The 20,927-nt window shown below is 68.9% G+C and carries 18 protein-coding genes; 7 read left to right on the top strand and 11 right to left on the bottom strand.

The features are described 5' to 3' along the window. Positions 1-40: 40 nt before the first annotated feature. Genes PQ455_RS08085 through argJ form a run of 3 tightly spaced genes read right to left on the bottom strand, consistent with a single transcriptional unit; the run spans position 41 to position 2,675 of the window. Positions 41-838, bottom strand: a complete 798-nt coding sequence (locus tag PQ455_RS08085) for an inositol monophosphatase family protein (protein WP_273690766.1) — start codon at positions 836-838, stop codon at positions 41-43. Further along, complete coding sequence (locus tag PQ455_RS08080; RefSeq protein WP_273690764.1) at positions 838-1,446, bottom strand: glutathione S-transferase family protein; 609 nt, start codon at positions 1,444-1,446, stop codon at positions 838-840. Before PQ455_RS08080 ends, PQ455_RS08085 begins: the two co-directional genes overlap by 1 nt. Positions 1,447-1,451: 5 nt before the next feature. Next, positions 1,452-2,675 carry a bifunctional glutamate N-acetyltransferase/amino-acid acetyltransferase ArgJ gene (gene argJ, locus PQ455_RS08075; protein WP_273690762.1) on the bottom strand — a complete coding sequence of 408 codons (1,224 nt, stop codon included), beginning with the start codon at positions 2,673-2,675 and terminating at the stop codon, positions 1,452-1,454. A gap of 122 nt (positions 2,676-2,797) precedes the next feature. On the opposite strand from argJ, the gene PQ455_RS08070 reads away from it, so the two are divergent. The 5 genes from PQ455_RS08070 (at position 2,798) to PQ455_RS08050 (ending at position 7,464) form a co-directional block, all read left to right on the top strand. Then, on the top strand, positions 2,798-3,091 hold the full coding sequence (locus PQ455_RS08070; RefSeq protein ID WP_273690761.1) for a type II toxin-antitoxin system Phd/YefM family antitoxin: 294 nt from the start codon (positions 2,798-2,800) through the stop codon (positions 3,089-3,091). Then, complete coding sequence (locus tag PQ455_RS08065; RefSeq protein WP_273690760.1) at positions 3,075-3,449, top strand: type II toxin-antitoxin system VapC family toxin; 375 nt, start codon at positions 3,075-3,077, stop codon at positions 3,447-3,449. Before PQ455_RS08070 ends, PQ455_RS08065 begins: the two co-directional genes overlap by 17 nt. Then, on the top strand, positions 3,446-3,763 hold the full coding sequence (locus PQ455_RS08060) for a hypothetical protein (RefSeq protein ID WP_273690758.1): 318 nt from the start codon (positions 3,446-3,448) through the stop codon (positions 3,761-3,763). The genes PQ455_RS08065 and PQ455_RS08060 overlap by 4 nt, the downstream gene beginning before the upstream one ends. Positions 3,764-3,864: 101 nt before the next feature. Further along, the gene (secA, locus tag PQ455_RS08055; RefSeq protein ID WP_273690756.1) at positions 3,865-6,603 is read left to right on the top strand and encodes a preprotein translocase subunit SecA; all 2,739 of its coding nucleotides are present in this window, start codon (positions 3,865-3,867) and stop codon (positions 6,601-6,603) included. A gap of 165 nt (positions 6,604-6,768) precedes the next feature. After that, positions 6,769-7,464, top strand: coding sequence for a hypothetical protein (locus PQ455_RS08050; protein WP_273690754.1), 696 nt, complete (start codon positions 6,769-6,771; stop codon positions 7,462-7,464). A gap of 19 nt (positions 7,465-7,483) precedes the next feature. On the opposite strand, the gene PQ455_RS08045 is transcribed toward PQ455_RS08050, so the two are convergent. The 5 genes from PQ455_RS08045 to PQ455_RS08025 all read right to left on the bottom strand — a co-directional run bounded on the left by PQ455_RS08045 (position 7,484) and on the right by PQ455_RS08025 (position 13,498). Beyond that, on the bottom strand, positions 7,484-9,067 hold the full coding sequence (locus PQ455_RS08045) for a hypothetical protein (protein ID WP_273690753.1): 1,584 nt from the start codon (positions 9,065-9,067) through the stop codon (positions 7,484-7,486). 56 nt (positions 9,068-9,123) lie between these two features. Beyond that, entirely contained in the window at positions 9,124-9,300 is a 177-nt protein-coding gene (locus PQ455_RS08040; RefSeq protein WP_273690751.1) for a DUF1289 domain-containing protein, read from the bottom strand. Continuing rightward, positions 9,297-11,465, bottom strand: a complete 2,169-nt coding sequence (locus PQ455_RS08035; RefSeq protein ID WP_273690750.1) for a primosomal protein N' — start codon at positions 11,463-11,465, stop codon at positions 9,297-9,299. Before PQ455_RS08035 ends, PQ455_RS08040 begins: the two co-directional genes overlap by 4 nt. 276 nt (positions 11,466-11,741) lie before the next feature. Continuing rightward, positions 11,742-12,518, bottom strand: a complete 777-nt coding sequence (locus tag PQ455_RS08030; protein ID WP_273690749.1) for an ABC transporter ATP-binding protein — start codon at positions 12,516-12,518, stop codon at positions 11,742-11,744. Then, the gene (locus PQ455_RS08025; RefSeq protein ID WP_273690748.1) at positions 12,512-13,498 is read right to left on the bottom strand and encodes a FecCD family ABC transporter permease; all 987 of its coding nucleotides are present in this window, start codon (positions 13,496-13,498) and stop codon (positions 12,512-12,514) included. Before PQ455_RS08025 ends, PQ455_RS08030 begins: the two co-directional genes overlap by 7 nt. A 173-nt stretch (positions 13,499-13,671) precedes the next feature. Between PQ455_RS08025 and PQ455_RS08020 the strand changes: the two genes are divergently transcribed. Further along, the gene (locus tag PQ455_RS08020) at positions 13,672-14,481 is read left to right on the top strand and encodes an ABC transporter substrate-binding protein (protein ID WP_420542845.1); all 810 of its coding nucleotides are present in this window, start codon (positions 13,672-13,674) and stop codon (positions 14,479-14,481) included. A 222-nt stretch (positions 14,482-14,703) separates the two neighbouring features. Further along, positions 14,704-14,880: a hypothetical protein gene (locus PQ455_RS08015; protein WP_273690744.1), complete on the top strand. Its 177-nt coding sequence runs from the start codon at positions 14,704-14,706 to the stop codon at positions 14,878-14,880. A gap of 59 nt (positions 14,881-14,939) precedes the next feature. Here the strand turns inward: PQ455_RS08015 and PQ455_RS08010 are convergent, their stop codons facing one another. The 3 genes from PQ455_RS08010 to PQ455_RS08000 are packed head-to-tail and all read right to left on the bottom strand — an operon-like array spanning position 14,940 to position 20,879. Then, entirely contained in the window at positions 14,940-18,680 is a 3,741-nt protein-coding gene (locus tag PQ455_RS08010; RefSeq protein ID WP_273690742.1) for an error-prone DNA polymerase, read from the bottom strand. Beyond that, positions 18,677-20,206 (bottom strand): Y-family DNA polymerase, encoded by a 1,530-nt coding sequence (locus PQ455_RS08005; protein ID WP_273690740.1) that lies wholly within the window; start codon positions 20,204-20,206, stop codon positions 18,677-18,679. The genes PQ455_RS08010 and PQ455_RS08005 overlap by 4 nt, the downstream gene beginning before the upstream one ends. Further along, positions 20,118-20,879 carry an ImuA family protein gene (locus PQ455_RS08000; RefSeq protein WP_273690737.1) on the bottom strand — a complete coding sequence of 254 codons (762 nt, stop codon included), beginning with the start codon at positions 20,877-20,879 and terminating at the stop codon, positions 20,118-20,120. The genes PQ455_RS08005 and PQ455_RS08000 overlap by 89 nt, the downstream gene beginning before the upstream one ends. Positions 20,880-20,927 lie beyond the last annotated feature (48 nt).

The raw sequence follows: 20,927 nt of genomic DNA, 5'->3' as shown, positions 1-20,927 counted from the left end.
CCGAAATGGAGATAAAGCGCCGGCCGTGCCGATAAGGGTCTCACCCCACCAGGATCGCCGCCGCCCGATCCCACAATTCCGGCGTGGCCGCCGCCAGCAGGCCCTCGCCCGTTTCGGTCACGCGATAGGGGCGCCCGTCCAGCCGTGCGACCTTGCCGCCGGCTTCCTCCAGCCACAGCGCGCCGGGGGCATGATCCCACGGCAGCGAGCGCCAGAACAGCGCCACGTCGTTCAGCCCCAGCCCGACGCGCGGATATTGCTCGCCAGCGCAGCCGGGGATCGGCACGGGGGCGAGGTGGCCGAGCGAGCGGGTCTCGAACTGTTCGCGCACGCCCAGCGGCAGGAAACGGGTGGCCAGCGCCGCGACCGGCATCGGCAGGCCGGTGCCCCGGCTGCGGATGCGGACGCCGTCGACGAAGGCGCCTTCGCCCTTCACCGCATGGAGCATCCGCGGCGAGACCGGATCGAGGATCCACCCCGCCTCGACCACGCCATCCCGCGCCAGCGCCACCATCACCGCGAAGGGCGTGTCGCCCGCCGCATAATTGGCGGTGCCGTCTAGCGGATCGACGATCCACACCAGCCCGTCGCCGATCGTGCCGAGCAAGGCCGGGTTGGCCGCCACCGCTTCCTCGCCGACGACGCGCGAGCCCGGCTCGATCGCCATCAGCGCGCGGGTGAGGCGCGCCTCGCTCTGCTTGTCGACCACGGTGACGAGGTCGCCGGGCTCCTTCTCGTCGATCTCATGTTCGGCGAGCCGCTGGAAACGCGGCATGATGACCTGGGCGGCCACTTCGCGCATCGCCTCGGCGACCGCCCAATCGCGCAGATCCGCCATCAGGTGAGCGGGATCATGACGGTGGCGGCATAGCCGGGTCGCGCCTTCAGCCGCCCGTACCAGTCGGTGACGTGGGGCAAAGGCGGGCGGGTGTCGGCCAGCGTGAAATAGGTGTGGGTATAGACGCCCATCGGAATGTCGCCGATCCCGAACGCCTCGCCCGACAGCCACGGCCGTTCGGCCAGCGCCGCATCGAGGATCGCCATCTGCTCACCGCAAGCGATCGTCGCACGCTCGGCCTCCGCCGGATCGCGCGCCTCGGGCGCCCGGCGGACGCGATTGAGGAACAGGCCGCGCTGCACGTCGGCATAGCCGAACTGCCAGTCCATCCAGCGATCGCCGATCGCCCGCGCCGCCGGATCGGCGGGCCACAGGTCCGGCGCATGGCGCGCGGCGAGATAGCGCAGGATCACGTTGGATTCCCACAGGATCAGCCCCTCGTCCTCGATCGTGGGGATCAGGGCGTTGGGGTTCTTGGCCAGATAGGCCGCATCCATCCCGAAGGCACCGCCCACGTCGTGGCGGACGTAGGGCAGGCCGATCTCCTCGGCGAGCCACGCGACCTTCTTCACATTGTGCGAATTGAGCCGGCCCCAGATCGTCAGCATCCCGATCAGCTCCGGTAATCGGCGTTGATCGAGATGTAGCCGTGGGTGAGATCGCAGGTCCACACCGTCGCGCGGCCCTCGCCGAGGCCGAGATCGACGCCGATCTCGATATCCTGCCCCTTCAGATGCGCGGCGACGGGCGCCTCGTCATAGCCCTCGACCGCGAGGCCGCCGCTCGCCACCTGCGTCGCGCCGAAGCGGATCGCCAGCCTGTCGCGCTCGGCGGGCTCGCCGGCCTTGCCGACCGCCATCACGATCCGGCCCCAATTGGCGTCTTCGCCGGCGATGGCGGTCTTCACCAGCGGAGAATTGGCGATGGAGAGCCCGATGGTGCGCGCGCTCTCGTCCGACACGGCGCCCTCCACCGCGACCTCGATGAACTTCGACGCGCCCTCGCCGTCGCGCACCACCAGATGGGCGAGGCGCAGGCAGATTTCGGAGAGCGCCGCCTGGAAGGCATCGGCGCCGTCATCCTCGATCGAGGCCAGCGGCGCATGGCCCGCCTTGTTGGTGGCGAAGGCCAGCACCGTATCCGACGTGGAGGTGTCGCCATCGACCGTGATGCAGGAAAAGCTTTGGCCATTGGCCTCGTCCAGCATCCGCTGGAGCAGGCCGGGCTCGATCGCGGCATCGGTGAAGATATAGCCCAGCATCGTCGCCATGTCGGGCGCGATCATGCCCGAACCCTTGATGATGCCGACGAGGGTGACGGTGCGCCCGCCGACGATCGCGCTGGTGGAGGCGGCCTTGGGGAAGGTGTCGGTCGTGCCGATCGTCTCGGTCGCCTGGAGCCAGCTGGCCGGCGGCGCGGCGAGCGCGGCGTCGATCCCGGCCTCGGCCTTGTCGATCGGCAGCGGCACGCCGATCACGCCGGTGGAGGACACCAGCACGTCGGACGGCAGGCAGCCGATCCCCGCCGCCACCCGCGCCGCGATCGCCTCGACGGCGGCGCGGCCCCGGCTACCGGTGAAGGCATTGCTGTTCCCGGCATTCACCACCAGCGCGCGGGCCGACCCCAGCGGCAGCACCGCGCGGCACCATTCCACCTCGGGCGAGGGGCATTTGGACTTCGTGGTGACGCCCGCCACGGTCGTCCCCTCGTCGAACCGCACCAGGGTCAGATCGCACCGATCCCACGCCTTGTATCGCGCCCGCGCCACCGCGACCGACACACCCGCGATCGGCGGAAGATCGGGGAAGGGGGTGGCGAGGGGGGAGATATCGGACATGGGCTTGCTCCTTCGGGGCGCGGGTATAGGATCGCGGGCGAGGGGTCGAGGAGGGATTTCGATCGAACGACGTATCCTTGCGCCGGCTTGACCAAGTTTGCTTGGTCAAGCATATTTACGGCATGACCATTCACGTCAACATCGGTGAGGCCAAGGCCCGGTTTTCGGAATTGGTCGCCGCTGCCGTGCGTGGCGAAGAGATCGTCGTCGAGAAGGCCGGGGTCCCACAGATTCGCTTCGTTGCGGTCGAAGATGCCGCCGAGCGAGAGCGTGAAGCGATCCGTGCCAAGCGCGAAGCTGCGTTCGGCATGTGGGAGAAGGAGTTCGCGGGCCTTGATCTCTCGATTGAGGCCCTGAAATCGGGACGTGGCGATCCTGAGGAGCGGTTCAGGAGGAAGTTTGAATCTCCTGATTGATACGCACGTCCTGATCTGGGCGGTGGCCGATCAAGGCAGGTTGAGCCAGACGGCACGAGCGGCTCTGGCCGATCCCGACAGCCGTTTGCATGTGAGCGCGGTCACCGCTTGGGAGTTCGCCGATCTGACCGTTCGTGGACGCCTTCAGCGGACGGTCGGGTTCGACGTGCTGGAGGATCGGCTGGGCCTTGTCGTGCTCGATCTGCCGGCGGGCTTGTGGCGTATCGCGGAGGCTTTGCCGCCGATCCATGGCGATCCGGTGGATCGGATGCTGATCGCGCACGCCCGCCAATCTGGCTTCACCCTGCTCACCGCCGACCGAATGATACCGCGCTACCCCGTCGAGACGCTGTGGTGAGCCACACCCCAACCATCTGGACGCATCCGCCCGCCTCCCGTAAGGACCGGGCCAACGCGATGCAGTTGCTGCTTTTCCTCTCCGCGATCCTGACCGCGCTTACCGGCGTGGTGACGGGGCGTGTCGTGGCCCCGCAGGAGGTGGCGGCCGCCAGTGCCGTGGCCGATGCCGCCACGGTTCAGACGGCGGTGCGCGCCGTCCTTCCCGCCGGGCAACGCCCGCTCGCCGCGCTCATCCCGGTCGAGCCGATCGCGCTCGCCGATTTCGCGCTGCGGCCCGCCGTCGCGCTCTGGCACGAGCGGCGGCGCGAGTAAGCCGGCCGGGCGGCGGCTTGCCGCTCCGTTCCATCGCCCCCATTTCCGCGTCCCGTGGGTTCGTGCCCGCGACGCGCCCTACAGATATCAGGATCACGCTTATGTTCGGTGGCATCGCCAAGGCCATCTTCGGTTCGTCCAACGACCGGTATGTGAAGTCGCTCGACCCGATCGTCCGCAAGATCAACGCCTTCGAGCCGACCATCTCGGCCCTGTCCGACGAGGATCTGGCCGCCCAGACGGTGAAGTTCCGCGAGCGGCTCGCGGCGGGCGACAGCCTCGACAGCCTGCTGCCCGAAGCCTTCGCCACGGTGCGCGAGGCCGCCAAGCGCGTCCTCGGCCAGCGCCACTACGACGTGCAGATGATCGGCGGCATCGTCCTCCATCGCGGCGAGATCGCCGAGATGCGGACCGGCGAGGGCAAGACGCTGGTGGCGACACTCGCCACCTATCTCAACGCGCTGCCCGGCAAGGGCGTCCACGTCATCACCGTGAACGACTATCTCGCTTCGCGCGATGCCGACTGGATGGGCCGGGTCTATCGCTTCCTCGGCCTTACGGTCGGGGTGATCGTGCCCAACATCATGGATCACGATCGCAAGGCCGCCTACGAGGCGGACATCACCTATGCGACGAACAACGAACTCGGCTTCGATTACCTGCGCGACAACATGAAGTATGAGCGCGCCCAGATGGTGCAGCGGCCCTTCAACTTCGCCATCGTCGACGAGGTGGATTCGATCCTGATCGACGAGGCCCGCACCCCGCTCATCATCTCCGGGCCGACCGACGACAAGTCCGAGCTGTACATGCTGGTCGATGCCATCGTGAAGCAGATCGTGCCCGACGATTACGAGCTGGACGAGAAGCAGCGCTCGGTGATCCTGACCGAGGACGGCACCGAGAAGGTCGAGCGGATGCTCGAGGCGGCGGGCATCCTCCAGGGTGACAATCTGTACGATTTCGAGAATACGCAGGTCGTCCACCACCTCAACCAGGCGATGCGCGCGAACGTCGTGTTCCGCCGCGACGTCGATTATCTGGTGAAGGACGGCAAGGTCGTCATCATCGACGAATTCACCGGCCGCATGATGGACGGGCGCCGCTGGTCCGATGGCCTGCACCAGGCGGTCGAGGCGAAGGAGGGCGTCAATATCGAGCCCGAGAACCAGACGCTCGCCTCGATCACCTTCCAGAATTATTTCCGCATGTACCCCAAGCTCGGCGGCATGACCGGCACCGCCGCGACCGAGGCAGGCGAATTCTACCAGATCTACAAGATGAACGTCGTCACCATCCCGACCAACCTGCCGATCCGCCGGCAGGACGACGAGGATGAATTCTACAAGAATATCGAGGACAAGTTCGCCGCCATCGCCAAGGGCATCCGCGAGAAGGCGGACGGCGGCCAGCCGATCCTCGTCGGCACCGTCTCGATCGAGAAATCGGAGATGCTGTCCGAATTCCTCACCCGCGAGGGCGTCGAGCACAAGGTGCTGAACGCGCGCTTCCACGAGAGCGAGGCGCATATCGTGGCGCAGGCCGGTCGCATGAAAGCGGTGACGATCGCCACCAACATGGCCGGGCGCGGCACCGACATCCAGCTGGGCGGCAACCTCGAATTCCGCATGATCGACGAGCATCCCGATCTGGAGATCGGCACGCCCGAGTTCGACGCCGCCGCCGCGCGGATCAAGGCGGAGATCGCGGTCGAGAAGGAGGCGGTGCTGGCCGCCGGCGGCCTGTTCGTGCTGGGCACCGAGCGGCACGAGAGCCGCCGCATCGATAATCAGCTGCGCGGCCGTTCGGGCCGCCAGGGCGATCCCGGCCTCAGCCGTTTCTACCTGAGCCTCGACGACGACCTGCTGCGTATCTTCGGCCCGCAGACGGCCTTCGCGCGGATGATGCGATCGAACCTGGGCGATGGCGAGGCGATCGTTTCCCCGTGGATCTCCAAGGCGATCCAGACCGCGCAGAAGAAGGTCGAGGCGCGCAATTACGACATCCGCAAGCAGGTCGTCGAATATGACGACGTGATGAACGACCAGCGCAAGGTGGTCTACGAGCAGCGTTCGGACATCATGGATGCCGATACGCTGGACGATGTGGTGGCCGACATGCGGATGGAGACGGTCAACGCGATCGTCGCCGATGCCTGCCCGCCGAATTCCTATCCCGAACAGTGGAAGGTGGAGGGCCTCAAGGAAGGCGCCGCCAACCTGCTCGGCGTCACCCCGCCGATCGACGAATGGGTGGCCGAAGAGGGCATCGAGCCGGAGATCATCACCGAGCGGCTCCAAGAAGCGGCCGACGCGCATATCGCCGCCAAGGTCGCCGATGCCAGCCCTGAGACGTGGGCGGGTGTGCAGAAGAACGTCCTGCTCCAGAACCTCGACCATCACTGGAAGGAGCATCTGGCGACGCTCGACGCGCTGCGGCAGGTGATCCACCTGCGCTCCTACGCGCAGAAGACGCCGATCAACGAATATAAGTCCGAAGCCTTCTCGCTGTTCGAGCGGATGCTGGTGCTGATCCGCGAGGATGTGACGCGGGTGCTGGCCCATGCCACGCTCAACTTCGCGCCGCCCGAGCTGCCGGCGATGCCCGACATCTTCACCACCCATTTCGATCCGCTGACCGGCGGTGACGATACGCGCGATTATGACGGCGTCGCGGCGGGCACGATCACCTCGCGCATCCCGCCCAACGCCGCGCCGCTCTTCCCGATGCCGGAAGGGCTGGGCGCGGACCCGGCCGAATGGGGCGGCCAGATCAGCCGCAACGCGCCGTGCCCGTGCGGGTCGGGGCAGAAGTACAAGCATTGCCACGGGGCGCTGTGAGGTAAACACGCCCGATAGAAATACGTCGCCCCAGCGAAAGCTGGGGCCTCCTGCGGCTTGGGGCAACCGTTGTGGCCGCGTCGGGAGACCCCAGCTTTTGCTGGGGTGACGGTTGAGTGGGATGGGAGGAGGGGAACCCACACCTCCGTCGCTCATTCCGACGCCATGCGCCTCGCCGTCCTCCTCGCCGCCCTGGCGGCCCCCGCCGCCGCCCAGCCCCCGCTCACCCTGGGCGCCGCGACCTACGTCCGCGCGCCCAAGGGCTGGCAGGCCGCCTGGTTCGCCTGCGACCCGATCGGCGCAAACGACCTGATCGTCGCCGGCGAGCCGCGCAAGGCCAGGGTGACGCTGTGGCGGATGAAGCGCGACGCGAGCCTGCCGTGGAAGGGCGACTTCACCCTCGGCCGCGCCGATCCGGGGGCGGGGCAGATCTATTTCGCGCTGAGCGCCAAGGGCCGCGAGCGGGGCAATATCCACGGGATCAACCCCGGAATGGCCGATCCCAACCCGCGCCTGCCGAGCATATCCAGCGTGACGCTCGACAACCACCGCACCCAATGCCGCATGGCCGACGGCGCGATTCTGCTGGCTATGACCACGAAACGCAGCCTGATCGTCTCACGCGAGCGTGGCGGACTGGTCTACCGCGCCTTCGAGCCCGGCAAGACCACGCCTGCGATCCGCCTCGCGCGCGGCGAGGCGGTGCCTGCGGGCAACGGCATCGCCTATCGCTTCACCAACAAGGGCTACGACTATCGCCTCGTCGCCGGCCACGGGACCGCCGGCGGCACCCTGACGGTAACGCGCGGCGGCAAGGTGGAGCTGACCGAGCCGTTCGTGGCCTACAGCATGGCGCGGTAGGCCACGAAGGGCGGGCGGATCAGGCCTTGGCCTTGGCGTCCGTCTTGGCCTTTTCGTCGTCGGCCTTCTTTTTTGCTTTTTCCTCCGCCTCATCGATGATCTTCAGCGCAGCCGGACCATCGCCAGCCTCAATGGAGGCCAGCGCCTTACGCAGATACAAAGCGTCGCTGTCGCTATCCTTTTCTTCGATCTGATACGCAACGGGGGCGAGCATCGATTTTGCCTGAGCGACCTTGCCCTGACGCAACAACGCCTTGGTCGAGGGAATACGCAGACTGTCGTCGAACGGCGCCAGTGCCTGAGCATAAAGGATTGCGTTGTCGGCGTTGGCTGACGGCTTTTCGCCAGCCTCCTCGAAGCTCTCATAATAGGCCTGCAGTGGCCAGGGGTTCTCCGATTCCACCTTGTTGGCGGCAAGGAAGGAGCGGCGCGCAGCTTGCCATTTCGCAGCGTCCGTCACTTTGGCTTTCTTGAGCGCAGCCGTTTGCGCCATGCCTTTGTAGATCAACGCATGGATCGATTTCGGATCGGCCGCCACAGCGCGCTCCGCCGCAGCGCCTGCCGCTTCGAAGTTGCCCGCATCATATTCCGCCTCGGCAAGCTCGTTCTGAACGAAGGCGTCATTCGGGAAGGCGGCCGCAGCGGCACGCGCCTTGATTACCAAGGCCGGGGCAGTTTTCTTGTTTACTCCAATGGTCGACTGGATCAAACTTGGCAGGATCGCAATCTCGCCGGGGGTGGCGGCGCGAAGATTCACTTGGCTGGCAGTAAGTTTATCGGCTGGAACCACCGCCGACGGAAGACGGGGACGCTTGCCCCAACTGTTCAGCCTGAGATCGGACAGCGAGCCCGGCTGGATAAGCTTGGCAGCTTCGTCAAACGATTTGCCGTTGTTGATCGCGCCGACATAAGCGGCAAGATCCTTGCGCCGCTCGGCATCGAAGGTGAGGTAATCCATCAGCAACCACGCGCGGGCATAAAAAGCGTCACCGGAACGGCCGTCTTTATAGCCGGGATTTAGGGCCATGACCCGCTCGAGCGGCATGAGGTTGAGTTCACCCACCCCGTAACGGCGGCCCTTCGGGACCGCGCCGAATACGATGCTGCCGTCAGGCTGAGCGTAGGCCGTCGCGTGGAACTCGGCGAAGCCTTCGGTGAACCATCGCGGGAAGAGAGCGCCCGTCCAGGTGGTCAACTGGATGTGGTGCGTATATTCGTGCTGCAGGACCAACTTCTGCTGACCGCTTTCGCCGCCTTCGCGATACATGAAGGCGTGCGGTCCCCTCGCCAACGGCCGATAAAAGCCACCGATGTTCTCGGACCCCTCGCCCATCATGCGGTGCAATTCATCGCCATCCTTCAAGACGTAGATGCGCACGCGCTGCCAGTCGGGCGTTTCTGCGTCGTTCATGCCACGCAGCACCCGCACAGCCTTGTCGAACCGCGCCAGACTGTTGGCGTAGGCTTGCACATTGGCCGGCGTGTCATTCGAATAGACCGTGAAATGCTTCGCGGTCGCCACCTGCCACTCCGCCTGCGCGGGCGCGGCGAGGCCGAGGAGCGAGGCGCCAAGCGTGGCGAGGATTTTAAAGCGCGTCTTCAACTTGTTGTCCCCCAACAACGATTCTGTGACGAAAGATTACCGGGCCGGGCCGGCGCCTACAAGGCGCCTCGCCGCCGATCGCGGCGGATGGCCGCCGCCCCGGCGATGCGTCGCCTCTCGGCATCGGTGGCGGCGAGCCAGCCGGTGATCTCCGCCAGGGTGCGCCCGCAGCCGAGACATTCGTCCGCCGCGTCGAGCGTGCAAATGCGGATGCAGGGCGAGGGCGGGGTCACAGGAAGCTGTAGGGATCGACATCGACCGCCACCCGCACGCCGCGCGGCCATTCCAGCCCGCCCAGCCATTTGCGGATCACATCCTGCACGTCGAGCGCGCGGCGGGCATGGACGAGGAGGCGCTGGCGGTGGCGGCCGCGCAGCATGGCGAGCGGGGCGGGGGCGGGGCCGTAGACCTCCATCCCCTCCACCCGTGGCGCGCTGCGGCCGATCGCGCGCGCCGTCGTGACCGCCTCGTCGAGCTGTTCCGACGAGACGATGATCCCGGCATAGCGGCCGAAGGGCGGGGCGCCGGCGTGGCGGCGGCTCTCGGTTTCGGCGGCGTAGAAGCTGGCGGCGTCGCCCGAGACCAGCGCCTCGATCACCGGCGCCTTGGTCTCGCGCGTCTGGACGAAGACGTGGCCGGGCTTCTCGCCGCGCCCGGCGCGCCCCGCCACCTGCGCGATCTGCTGGAAGCTGCGCTCTGCCGCACGCAGGTCGCCGCCCGACAGACCGAGGTCGGAATCGATCACCCCCACCAGCGTCAGATTGGGGAAGTGATAGCCCTTCGTGACGAGCTGCGTGCCGATGACGATGTCGATCTCGCGCGCCTCCATCTTGCCGACGAACTCGGCCGCCTTGGCCGGGCTCCACAGCGTGTCCGAGGTGACGATGGCGGTGGCGGCATCGGGGAAGAGCGCCGCCACCTCGTCGGCGATGCGCTCCACGCCGGGGCCGCAGGCGACGAGGCTGTCCTCCTCGTTGCATTCGGGGCAGGCGCGCGGCGGCGGCATCAGGTGGCCGCAATGATGGCATTGCAGCCGGCGGACGAGGCGATGCTCGACCATCCACGCCGTGCAATTGGGGCATTGGAAGCGGTGACCGCAGGTGCGGCACAGCGTGAGCGGGGCATAGCCGCGCCGGTTGAGGAACAGGAGAGCCTGCTCCTTGCGCTCCAGCGTCTCGGTGAGCGCCGCCACCAATGTGGGCGCCAGCCAGCGGCCGCGCGGGGGGGGATCGGCGAGCAGGTCGATCGGCGTGATCTCGGGCATGGTCGCGCCACCGTGGCGGGCGGCGAGCTTCAGTTCCTCGTAGCGGCCCTGCGCCACCATCTGCCGCGTCTCGATCGCCGGGGTGGCCGAGGCGAGGATGACGGGCACCTGCTCGAACTGGCCGCGCATCACCGCCACGTCGCGGGCGTGATACATCACGCCGTCTTCCTGCTTGAAGCTGGTCTCGTGCGCTTCGTCGACCACGATCAGCCCGAGGTTGCGATAGGGCAGGAACAGCGCCGAGCGAGCGCCGACCGTGACCAGCGCCTCGCCACTGGCGATCGCCCGCCACGCGCGGCGGCGCTGCGACTGGCGCAGATCGGAATGCCAGGCGACCGGCACATGGCCGAAGCGCGCGGCGAAGCGCTTGAGGAAAGGCTCGGTCAGCGCGATTTCGGGCAGCAGGACGAGCGTCTGGCGGCCGGCGCGGATCGCCTCGGCCACGGCCTCGAAATAGACTTCGGTCTTGCCGGAGCCCGTGACGCCATCGAGCAGGATCGGGGCGAAGGCCTCCGCCTTGACGGCTTCGCGCAGGCGATCGGCGGCTGCGGTCTGGTCGGGCGAGAGATCGGGCGCGCCGAAGGCGGGGTCGGGAATGGGGTAGGGGTCGTCGATGGTGACCTCGACGGGCTCGATCGCGCCGATCTTGACGAGGCCGCGGATCACCCCGTCCGACACGTCGGCGATCGTCGCCAGCTCGCGCACCAGCCCCTGCCGCTCGCCGATCCGCTCCAGGGCCTGCGCGCGCTGCGGGGTGAGGCGATCGGGCACATGGCCGGTCAGGCGATATTCGGTGACGCTGCGCGCACCATCCAGCGCCGAGGCGGAGGCCAGCGCCATCCGCAGCACGGCGGCGGGCGGGGCGAGATAATAGTTCGCGGTCCACTCGATCAGGCGACGCAGCGGCGCGGCCAGCGGCGGCACGTCGTAGACGCTGACGAGGTTGCGCAGGCGATTGTCGCCGACCTCGGCATCGGACGGCATCCGCTCCGGCTCCCACACGACACCGGCCAGCTGGCGGGGGCCGAGCGGCGCGAGGACGATCGAGCCGGGCTCGACCGCCATGCCATAGGGCACGCGATAGTCGAGCGGGCCGAGCGCGGCATTGAGGAGGAGGACGCGGGCGCGGGACATGCGCTCAGCAGATAGGGGGTGCGGCGCGGAAGTTCACGAAGTTCGCATCCTACACGGCGGTTTCGATGGCCCATCGGGCGGCGGCGCAGCGGGTGAGTCGGGCGGGCTTTTGGACCGGGGCGGGGGCTGTAGGACAGCGGAAAATTGCGACAATATTCCCCTCCTGCTCGCGGGAGGGGCTAGGGGTGGGTGCGCGGCCCGCTAGGGTCGCGCTCCGACGCTGGTGTCGCGGCCCACCCCCGGCCCCTCCCGCAAGCGGGAGGGGCGATTATCGCTTTATTCCGCCCGCCCCAGCGGCACGATCATCGGCCCGGCCTCGCTCTCGGTGACCATCGCACGGATGCCATAGACTGCGCGCAGCCGATCCGCGCTCAGCACCTCCATCGGCGCGCCGTCCGCCATCAGCCGGCCGCCATCCATCAGCAGCAGCCGGTCGCAATAGCGCGCCGCCATGGTGAGATCGTGCAGCACGGCGACCACCAGCGCGCCGCCGCGCGCCTCGTCCGCGAGCAGGCGCATCACGTCGATCTGGTGGCCGGGGTCGAGGGCGGCGAGGGGTTCGTCGGCGACGAGGGCGGGGGCCTCGACCGCCAGCGCGCGCGCCAGCAGCACCCGCGCGCGCTCGCCCCCCGAAAGTTCGGTGGCGGTGCGGCCGGCGAGGTGGGCGATGTCGGCGCGGGCGATGGCGCGGTCGATCGCGGCGGCGTCGGCGGGGGCGAGGCCCGAGAGCGGGGCCATGTGCGGTAGCCGGCCGAGCGCCACGACGCGGCGCACCTCCAGCGGCCAGTGCAGGGCCTGCCCCTGCGGCAGATAGGCGATGCGGCGGGCGATGGCGGCGCGGGGCATCCGTGCGACCGGATCGCCATCGATCGCGATCGTGCCGGCGGTGGTTGGGAGCAACCCGAGCATGGCGCGGACGAGCGTGGATTTGCCCGCGCCATTGGGGCCGATGATGCCGACGAGCGATCCCGGCGTGAGGGTGGCGGAGACCTGCTCCACCACCGCCCGCCGGCCGAGGCGCACCGAGACGCGATCGAGCGCGATCGTCACCATAAGCGCCGCGCCCGCGTCAGGTGCGCCAGGAACACCGGCACGCCGAGGAAGGCGGTGACGACGCCCAGCTTGAGTTCGGCGCTGGTCGGCATCAGCCGCACGCCGATGTCGGCCGCCGTCAGCAGCGCGGCGCCGGCCAGCGCGGAGGGGAGGAGGATGGCCGAAGGGCTGCGATCGGTGAGCGGGCGCACCAGATGCGGCACGATCAGCCCGACGAAGCCGATCGCCCCCGATACCGCCACCGCCCCGCCGACGCCGATCGCGACCCCCAGCAGCATCCGCAGCCGCACCGCGCGCAGATCGGCCCCCAGCGCCTGCGCGGCGTCCTCGCCCAGGGTCAGCGCGTCCAGCGCGCGGCCGTCGAACAGCAGCAGCCCGCCGCCGACAAGGATGCAGGGCAAGGCGATCCAGACATGGCTATAGGCGCGATTCTCGATCGACCCCATCAGCCAGCTCATGATCTCCATCGCCGCGAACGGATTGGGCGACAGGTTGAGGGCGAGGCTGATGCCGGCGCCCGCCAAGGTCGAGACGGCGATGCCGGCGAGAATCAGGCCGAGCGGACTTTCCGATCGACCGGCGAGCAGGAACAGCAACGCCAGCGCCAGCAGCCCGGCGACGATGGCCAGGGCCGGCAACAGGAGCGTGTTGATCTCCGCCAGCCCGAAATACAGCGCACCCACGGCGCCCAGCGCGGCGGCGTTGGAGGCGCCCAGCACCGCCGGCTCGGCCAGCGGGTTGCGCAGATACCCCTGCAACGCCGCCCCGGCGAGCCCGAGCATCGCGCCGACGAGCAGGCCGAGCAGGGTGCGGGGGATGCGCAGGTCGAACAGGATGGCGCTGGCGATCCGGTCGCCATGGCCCGCGAACGCCGCCCAGATGCGCGCGGGCGAGATCGGCACCGCGCCGAGGCCGAGCGAGGCGATGGCGGTGAGGAGGGCGAGCCCGGTGAGGAGGGCGAGGAGGGCGGGGCGGGTCAAGAGCGGATAGCCATGCCATACCCCCGGCCGTCACCCCGGACCTGTTCCGGGGTCCACCGGGCCGCAGGCGATATCGGCTGTGATTCGGCGCCGCGATCGGGGTGCCGTGGACCCCGGAACAAGTCCGGGGTGACGAAGATGGAGGGAGGCTGGCAAAACCGCTCGCCCCCTTTATGGATCGCGTCGTGCCGCGTCCCCCGCTCCCGATCGCCCTCGCGGCCCTCGCCCTGCTCGGCGCCGCGCCCGCGCCGCCGAAACGCATCGTTTCGGTCAATCTGTGCGCCGATCAATATCTGCTCGCGCTGGCCGATCCCGCGCAGATCGCCGGCCTCACCTCGAACGCCGCCGATCCCGACATGTCGGCCGCCGCCGCGCAGGCGCGCGGGCACCACATCATGCGCAAATCCGCCGAGGAGCGGCTGGCGCTCGATCCCGATCTGATCCTCGGCAAGACGTGGGGGCTGACCGCGACCGCCGATCCGCGCGTGCCCGTGCTGCCGCTGCCGCCCGCCGAAAGCTATGCCGCGATCGTCGAGCAGGTCCGCACGGTGGCGGCGGCGGTCGGCCATCCGGCGCGCGGCGCGGCGCTGGTCGCGCGGATGGACCGTGAACTCGCCGCGCTGCCCCGGCCCGGTCGCGGGCGGGTCGCGGCTTATTACCAGCGGCGCGGCTTCATGACGGGCACGGGCACCCTGGTCGATGATCTGATGGCGCGCGTCGGCCTCGTCAATCTGGCGGCAAGGCTCGGCAAGCCACCGCTGTCGCAGCTCTCGCTGGAAGAGATGATCGCCGCCCGCCCCGATTTCCTGATCGTCGAGAGCGCCACCGATCGCGTGACCGATCAGGGGACGGAAATGCTCCACCACCCGATCCTCGCCGCCATCCCGCGCCTGCGCATTCCCGAGGCGTGGACCGTATGCGGCGGCCCGGCCTATGTGCTGGCCGCGCGCAGCCTCGCGGCGCAACTGGCGCGTCGGCGATAGGCGGACGGGGCGGGGGCGGGGCGGCATCGCATCGCGCCCTATGGCATGCGCGGGCGGCGGCCAAGGGGCATCGGCCGCACGCGGGATTAACCATGAGACGTGCCATCAACGGGATAAGAAACATCCCGAAATCATCCATTACGGATCGAACACACGCGTGCGCCGTTAATGCTTCCACAGGGGTCACATGGCTACGGCCAGGACATGCGAAGGAATAACCCGATGGTATCGGAAGCGATGCGGATTTTCTCGATCATCTTTTCGGTGTTCGCGGTCGGCCTTGGACTGATGTTTCTCTATGGCCTGTTCAACCTGATGGTCGCGGTGCCGCACGAGGAGCCCAAGCCCGCGCCCGAAGAGCCGCGTCCGGGCAAGGGACGTCGCACCGCGACCGGCTGACCGGCGGCCATTTAGGTGTTTTTCGAGGCCCGCTCGCACGATGGTGCGGGCGGGCCTTTTCAATGGAAATCGCGGGAGGGCGGCAGGATGCGTACCTCGCGCGGGTGGCTGCCGCGATGGACCTTGTAGCGCGGATGCTGGGGATGCTCGAACTCGTCGGCGCGGCTGAGCGTGACGCGGGTGGGGTGATCGCTCGACAAGCGGCCCAGCTCGGCGGTGCGATCCTCGACCCGATCGACCATCAGATGAACGATCCCCTCCTTGCTGTTCTGCACGACCCCTTCGGCCAGGATCAGGCGGGAGGCCATCACGTCGCGGCGGAATTGTTCGAACACGCGCGCCCACATCACCAGGTTGGTCACGCCCGTCTCGTCCTCCAGCGTGACGAAGATGGCATTGCCCTTGCCCGGCCGCTGGCGGACCAGCACCACCCCGGCCACCCGCGCGCGCCGCCCGTCCTTGACGGTGCCGATCTCGCGGCAGCTGCGCACCCCTTCGGATCGGAAGAGATCGCGCAGGAAGGTCATCGGATGCTCCTTCAGCGACATGCGCGTCATCTGATAATCGGCCGCGACCTGTTCGGAGAGCGGCATCGCGGGCAGGCGCGCATCCGCCTCGTCCCCCAGCTCGCGCGCCTCGGCGGCGGCGAACAGCGGCAGCGGCGTATCGGGCTGGCGCCGCACCTCCCACAACGCCTGCCGCCGATCGAGGCCGATCGAGCGGAAGGCATCCGCATCGGCGAGGAGGCGCAGCGCGCGGGCGGGGAGGGCATGGGCGAGGCGCTGGACGAGGGTGTCACCCCCTTTTCTATCATCACCCCAGCCCCCTTTCTCGTCACCCCAGCGAAAGCTGGGGTCTTTCCCGACTGGGCGTAGCGCCTGTGGTGGGAGACCCCAGCTTTCGCTGGGGTGACGATTTGGGGCTGGGGCGCCGCTGACGATCTCCCCGATCACCTTCGCCCAATCCTCCCTGAATCCATCGATCTGCCGAAACCCCAGCCGCACCGCCGGCCCGTCCCACCCCGACTCCAGCCCTTCGCGCGGCGGATCGCCCCGCAGCGGATCGGCGGGCTCCAGCCCATTGTCCCACCCGCTCGCCAGCACATCGATCCGCCGCACCTCCACCCCATGCTCGATCGCATCACGCACGAGCTGCGCCGGTGCATAGAAACCCATCGGCTGCGAATTGAGGATCGCCGCGCAGAAAGCGGCCGGGTGGCGGCATTTGAGCAGCGACGACACATAGACCAGCCGCGCGAACGACTGGGCATGGCTCTCGGGAAAACCGTAGCTGCCGAAGCCCTTGATCTGCTGATAGCACCGCTCGGCGAAATCGCGGGCATAGCCCCGCCCGACCATCCCCTCGACCAGCTTCGTCTCGAACTGCGGCATGGTGCCGACGTTACGGAACGTCGCCATCGCCCGCCGGAAGCGATTTGCATCCGCCCCCGAAAAGCCGGCGGCGACGATCGCCAGCTTCATGGCCTGTTCCTGAAACAGCGGCACGCCGAAGGTGTTGCCCAGCAACTCCTCCAGTTCGTTCGGCGGGTGCGGTGGGCCGGGAGAGGGATATTCGGTCGGCTCGGTCCCCTCGCGCCGCCGCAGATAAGGATGGACCATGTCGCCCTGGATCGGCCCCGGCCGCACGATCGCGACCTGCACCACCAGATCGTACAGCACGCGCGGCTTGAGGCGCGGCAGCATGTTCATCTGCGCCCGGCTCTCCACCTGGAACACGCCGATGCTGTCGCCCTTGCAGAGCATGTCGTAGACGTCGGGCTGCTCGGAAGGCACCGTTTCCAGCAGATACTCCGGCCCGCCTGACTCGCGCATCAGAACGAACGCCTTGCGGATGCACGTCAGCATCCCCAGCGCCAGCACATCCACCTTCATCAGCTTCAGCGCATCGATATCGTCCTTGTCCCATTCGATGAAGGTGCGGTCGTCCATCGCCGCATGGTGAAGCGGCACGGTCTCGTCCAGCCGCCCCTCGGTCAGCACGAAGCCGCCGACATGCTGTGACAGGTGGCGCGGGAAAGCGACGGGCTCGTCGGTATCGGCATCCGGCCCCGTCAGTAGCTGCGCGACGAAATGGTTGAGGCGCGCGATTTCGGGATTGTCGAGATCGAAGCCGGTTTCCTTGAAGCGGCTTTCCTCCATCTTCGTCGAATAGCTGCCCCAGACGGTGCTGGTGAGGCGGGTGGTGACGTCCTCGGTCAGCCCCAGCGCCTTGCCCACTTCGCGCACGGCGGAGCGCGAACGGAAGTGGATCACGGTCGAGACGATGCCCGCGCGATGACGGCCATAGCGGCGGTAGATATATTGCATCACCTCCTCGCGCCGCTCATGCTCGAAATCGACATCGATGTCGGGCGGCTCCTTGCGGTCGGTGGACAGGAAGCGCGAGAAGAGCAGGTCGTGCGCGGCGGGATCGACCGAGGTGACGCCCAGCAGATAGCAGACCATCGAATTGGCGGCCGACCCGCGCCCCTGACACAGGATCGGGGGCGTCTGATCGCGGGCAAACTTCACCACGTCGTGGACGGTGAGGAAGTAATAAGCATAGCCCTCGACCCGGATCAGCCGAAACTCCTCGCGCAGCAATTTGCGGACCTTGGCGCTGGTGCCGTCGGGCCATTTGCGGCGGGCGGCGGCGATCACGAGATGCTGGAGCCATTTCTGCGGATGCCAACCCTCGGGCACGGGCTCATGCGGATATTCGTAGGATATCTGGCGCAGGTCGAAATCGATCCGGGCGAGCAGCCGGGTGGTTTCGGCGATGGCTTCGGGCGCGTCGCCGAACAGGCGGGCCATTTCCGTGGCGTCTTTCAGGTGGCGCTCGGCATTGGCCTCCAGCCGGAGGCCGGCGGACTGGATGGTTGTCCCCTCGCGGATGCAGGTCAGCACGTCCTGAAGCGGGCGTTCCTCGGGCGTGGCGTAGAGGACATCGTTGATCGCGATGGGCGGCACGCCAGCGGCCGTCGCGATCCGCGCGAAGCGGGCGAGGCGGCGGCGGTCCGGCCCCTTGCGCGGCATCGCCACCCCCAGCCAGACGCGATCGGGGGCGATGGCCTTCAGCCGGGCGAGCGTGGCGATCAGGTCGCGGCGGGGGACGGGGGTGGGCAGGGGGTGGATGGTGGCGATCTTCGGTGGACTATCCCCCATCCGTTCGTCCCGAGCGTAGTCGAGGGACGTGAGGCAGGGCGCACCGCCTGGGGCCCATCCCTCGACTACGCTCGGGACGAACGGGGTCTTATGAGGCGACGGGAAGGGCAGGACGTTGGTGGCGATGGCCTCCACCGCATCCCCCGGCAGCGCGATCGGCTTGCCATGCGGCACCTGCTCGGCCGGATCGGCGCTGCTCGTCGGCAGCACGATCAGCAGCAGATCGTCGGCAAAGGCGATCAGATCGTCGATGCTGAGGATACAACTGCCCTTCTGCGCGCGCATGTTCCCCTCGGTCAGCAACCGGCACAGCCGCCCCCAGCCATGGCGGGTCGCGGGGTAGGCGATCACGTCCGGCGTCCCGTCCGCGAACACCAGCCGCGCGCCGGTCGCCAGCTTGAAATCGGCGAAGGGCGATCCCGCCACCTCGGCCCTCTCGCCTATTTCCTTCAGCGCCTTCCACGCGCGCACCACCCCGGCCACCGTATTGCGATCGGCGATCCCCAGACCCTTGTGGCCAAGCTTGATGGCCTGGCCAACGAGGTCCGACCCATGGCTCGCCCCGCGCAAAAAGGAGAAGTTCGAGGCGCATGCCAGTTCGGCATAGGCCGGGCCGGGCGCCGCCGCCTCGCTCACGCGAAGCGGCCGTGGATGTACCAGCGCGGGGGATCGCCCTCGTCGCCGAACAGGCCCGATCGGAACAGCCAGAAGCGGTGGCCAGCGCCATCCTCGATCCGGTAATAATCGCGCGTGCGGCCCGTGCTGGTGAGGCGCCGCCACCATTCGGGAGCGATCCGCTCCGGCCCCTCGGCCGTCGCGACCTGATAGGCGGTGCGGCGCCAGGTGAAGCGCTTCGGCGGGCCATCGGGCGTGCCGGCGACCACCTCGACCGGCTGGGGCGGATCGAAGAGGAGCAGGGGGCGCAGCGGGGGCTCGCCCGGCTCGGTTGCCCCCCAGGCGGCGGGCGCGGCCTCGGGCGGCAGGGGCGCGACGGCGCGTTCGGGGATGTGGCTGGCATGGGGTTGCGCGCGCGACAGCCGCCGCCGGCCCATCCGCGCCGAAAGTCGATCGACCAGCGCGACCATATCCTCCTTCGCCTCCTCTACCGGCGCGTCGAGTCCAGGCTGGGTGACGCCCATCGGCTCGGCGCGCGGCACGTCGAGGCGGATCAGATCATAGCCGAAGCCCGGATCGAGCGGGTCGGAGAGCGCCTCCAGCCGTTCGCGGAACAGCCGGTCGAGGATCGCGGGGTCGCGCGCCGGGCGGCCGGTCTCGACCGCCAGCGCGGCGATGGCCCCGTCGCTGCGGAAGAAGCGCGCCTCGAACCGCCGCCCGCCTTGCCCGCGCCGCTCCAGTTCGGCGCCCGCCTCGGCGACGAGTTCGGCCAGCACCGCCAGCGCATGCTCGGTCCTGGCGACCGGCTCGGCGAAGCGGCGGACGGCGGCGACGGGGGGCGGCACACGGTGCGGCGTGATGCGCTTGTCCTCCTCGCCGAGCAGCCGGGCGAGGCGCAGCGGCAGATCGCCGAAGCGCGCCGCCAGCGGCCCACGCGGACGCCCGGCGAGATCGGCGATCGTCTTGAGGCCGGCGCGGCGCAGCGCCAGTTCCACCTCGGGCGGGGCCTCCAGTGCGGCGACGGGCAGCGCCATCAGATTGCGTCCGCCGAAGCGGGCGAGCGCGCGGGCGGCCTGCGGCGTGTGCCCGATCGCGGTGCGCGCGATCACCCGCGCGGCGGCGAGGCGCCGATCGACATCGGCGCGCAGGCCCATCTCGCCGCGATAGAAATGGGTGCAGCCGGTGATGTCGAGCATCAGCCCGTCGGGCGGCTCGGCGGCCGCCATCGGCGTGTAGCGCACCAGCCCCGCCAGCAGCCGCCCGAGCAGCCGCGCCTCGGCGGCATGATCGCGATCGACGGCGGCGATGCCCGGTTCGCGCGCGCGGGCGTCGGCGAGGGTGAGGCCGACGGTGAGCCCGATCGCCTGCGCTCGCGGGCTGAGCGCGGTGAGGCGCATCGCGTTGGCGTGTTTTTCGGTGAAGACCGTAATGATTCCCTCCCCTTGAGGGGAGCGGTTCTCACCCAGCCCAGCCTCCTCCCAGGCGTGCATCGCCAGGAAGGGCAGATGGATCGCCAGATAGCGGCGGGGCGAGGCGGAAGAGGGCATCGTCGCGGTTCCATTCGAGGCGCCAGGCGGGCAGGGTGATGCCGCCGCGATGGCGGAGCAGTTCGGCGGTGAAGGTCGGCTGGCCGGGGGCGCCGGCCTCCAGCGGACGGGAGGGGGCGGCGGCGATCCGCCAGCGCGTCGCGGCGGCGGACGGCCCGTCGTCCCCCGCCACGCGCAGCAGCAGGATGGTGACGCCCGATCCCTCGGCGGCGAGACTCAGCCGGCGGCTGGCGGTGAGATCGTAGAGCTTGGCCTTGCCCGCCGGCGCCAGCAGCACCGCGCCGACCGCGCCCGATCGTACCGCGTCGGCGGCGGCGCGCAGCAGCCCGGCCTCGTCGGCGGCATCGGCGAAGAGGAAGCGGCCGGGGTCCGCGCCCAGTTCGGCGAGGCCGGGCGGGTGGAGCCGGGGCCGGCCGGCCTTGTCCTCGCCGATCCAGAACAGAGCGGCCGGGGTCGCGCGCAACGCCAGCATGATCGCGAACCCCATCGCGCTCGGCCCGTCGTCCTCGGCGGCGGGCACCAATTCGTGCAGCCGCCCGCGCGCCAGCCCGCCGCCCAGCGCCCGATCGATCGCCGCATCCCCCAGCGCGAAGCGATCGGCCCGCGCCTGTTCCTCCCCATTACGGGCGAAGCGCCGCTTGAGGGCAGCGAAGGAGAGCGCCGAATCATCCACATGTTCACTATATGTTCTATGCGGAAGGGATTGAAGAGGCTATCCCAT

Origin of the sequence: Sphingomonas naphthae (assembly GCF_028607085.1) — a bacterium.
In the GTDB taxonomy this organism is placed as follows: domain Bacteria; phylum Pseudomonadota; class Alphaproteobacteria; order Sphingomonadales; family Sphingomonadaceae; genus Sphingomonas_Q; species Sphingomonas_Q naphthae.
The sequence above is the reverse complement of the archived record's forward strand: the minus strand, read 5'-3'. Positions and strand labels throughout refer to the sequence as shown.

Coding starts and splice junctions, on each gene's coding strand:
- PQ455_RS08085 (WP_273690766.1), bottom strand. CDS start 838: ATGGCGGATCTGCGCGATTGGGCGGTCGCCGAGGCGATGCGCGAAGTG.
- PQ455_RS08070 (WP_273690761.1), top strand. CDS start 2,798: ATGACCATTCACGTCAACATCGGTGAGGCCAAGGCCCGGTTTTCGGAA.
- PQ455_RS08035 (WP_273690750.1), bottom strand. CDS start 11,465: ATGTCCCGCGCCCGCGTCCTCCTCCTCAATGCCGCGCTCGGCCCGCTC.
- argJ (WP_273690762.1), bottom strand. CDS start 2,675: ATGTCCGATATCTCCCCCCTCGCCACCCCCTTCCCCGATCTTCCGCCG.
- PQ455_RS08015 (WP_273690744.1), top strand. CDS start 14,704: ATGGTATCGGAAGCGATGCGGATTTTCTCGATCATCTTTTCGGTGTTC.
- PQ455_RS08020 (WP_420542845.1), top strand. CDS start 13,672: ATGGATCGCGTCGTGCCGCGTCCCCCGCTCCCGATCGCCCTCGCGGCC.
- PQ455_RS08030 (WP_273690749.1), bottom strand. CDS start 12,518: ATGGTGACGATCGCGCTCGATCGCGTCTCGGTGCGCCTCGGCCGGCGG.
- secA (WP_273690756.1), top strand. CDS start 3,865: ATGTTCGGTGGCATCGCCAAGGCCATCTTCGGTTCGTCCAACGACCGG.
- PQ455_RS08080 (WP_273690764.1), bottom strand. CDS start 1,446: ATGCTGACGATCTGGGGCCGGCTCAATTCGCACAATGTGAAGAAGGTC.
- PQ455_RS08005 (WP_273690740.1), bottom strand. CDS start 20,206: ATGCCCTCTTCCGCCTCGCCCCGCCGCTATCTGGCGATCCATCTGCCC.
- PQ455_RS08050 (WP_273690754.1), top strand. CDS start 6,769: ATGCGCCTCGCCGTCCTCCTCGCCGCCCTGGCGGCCCCCGCCGCCGCC.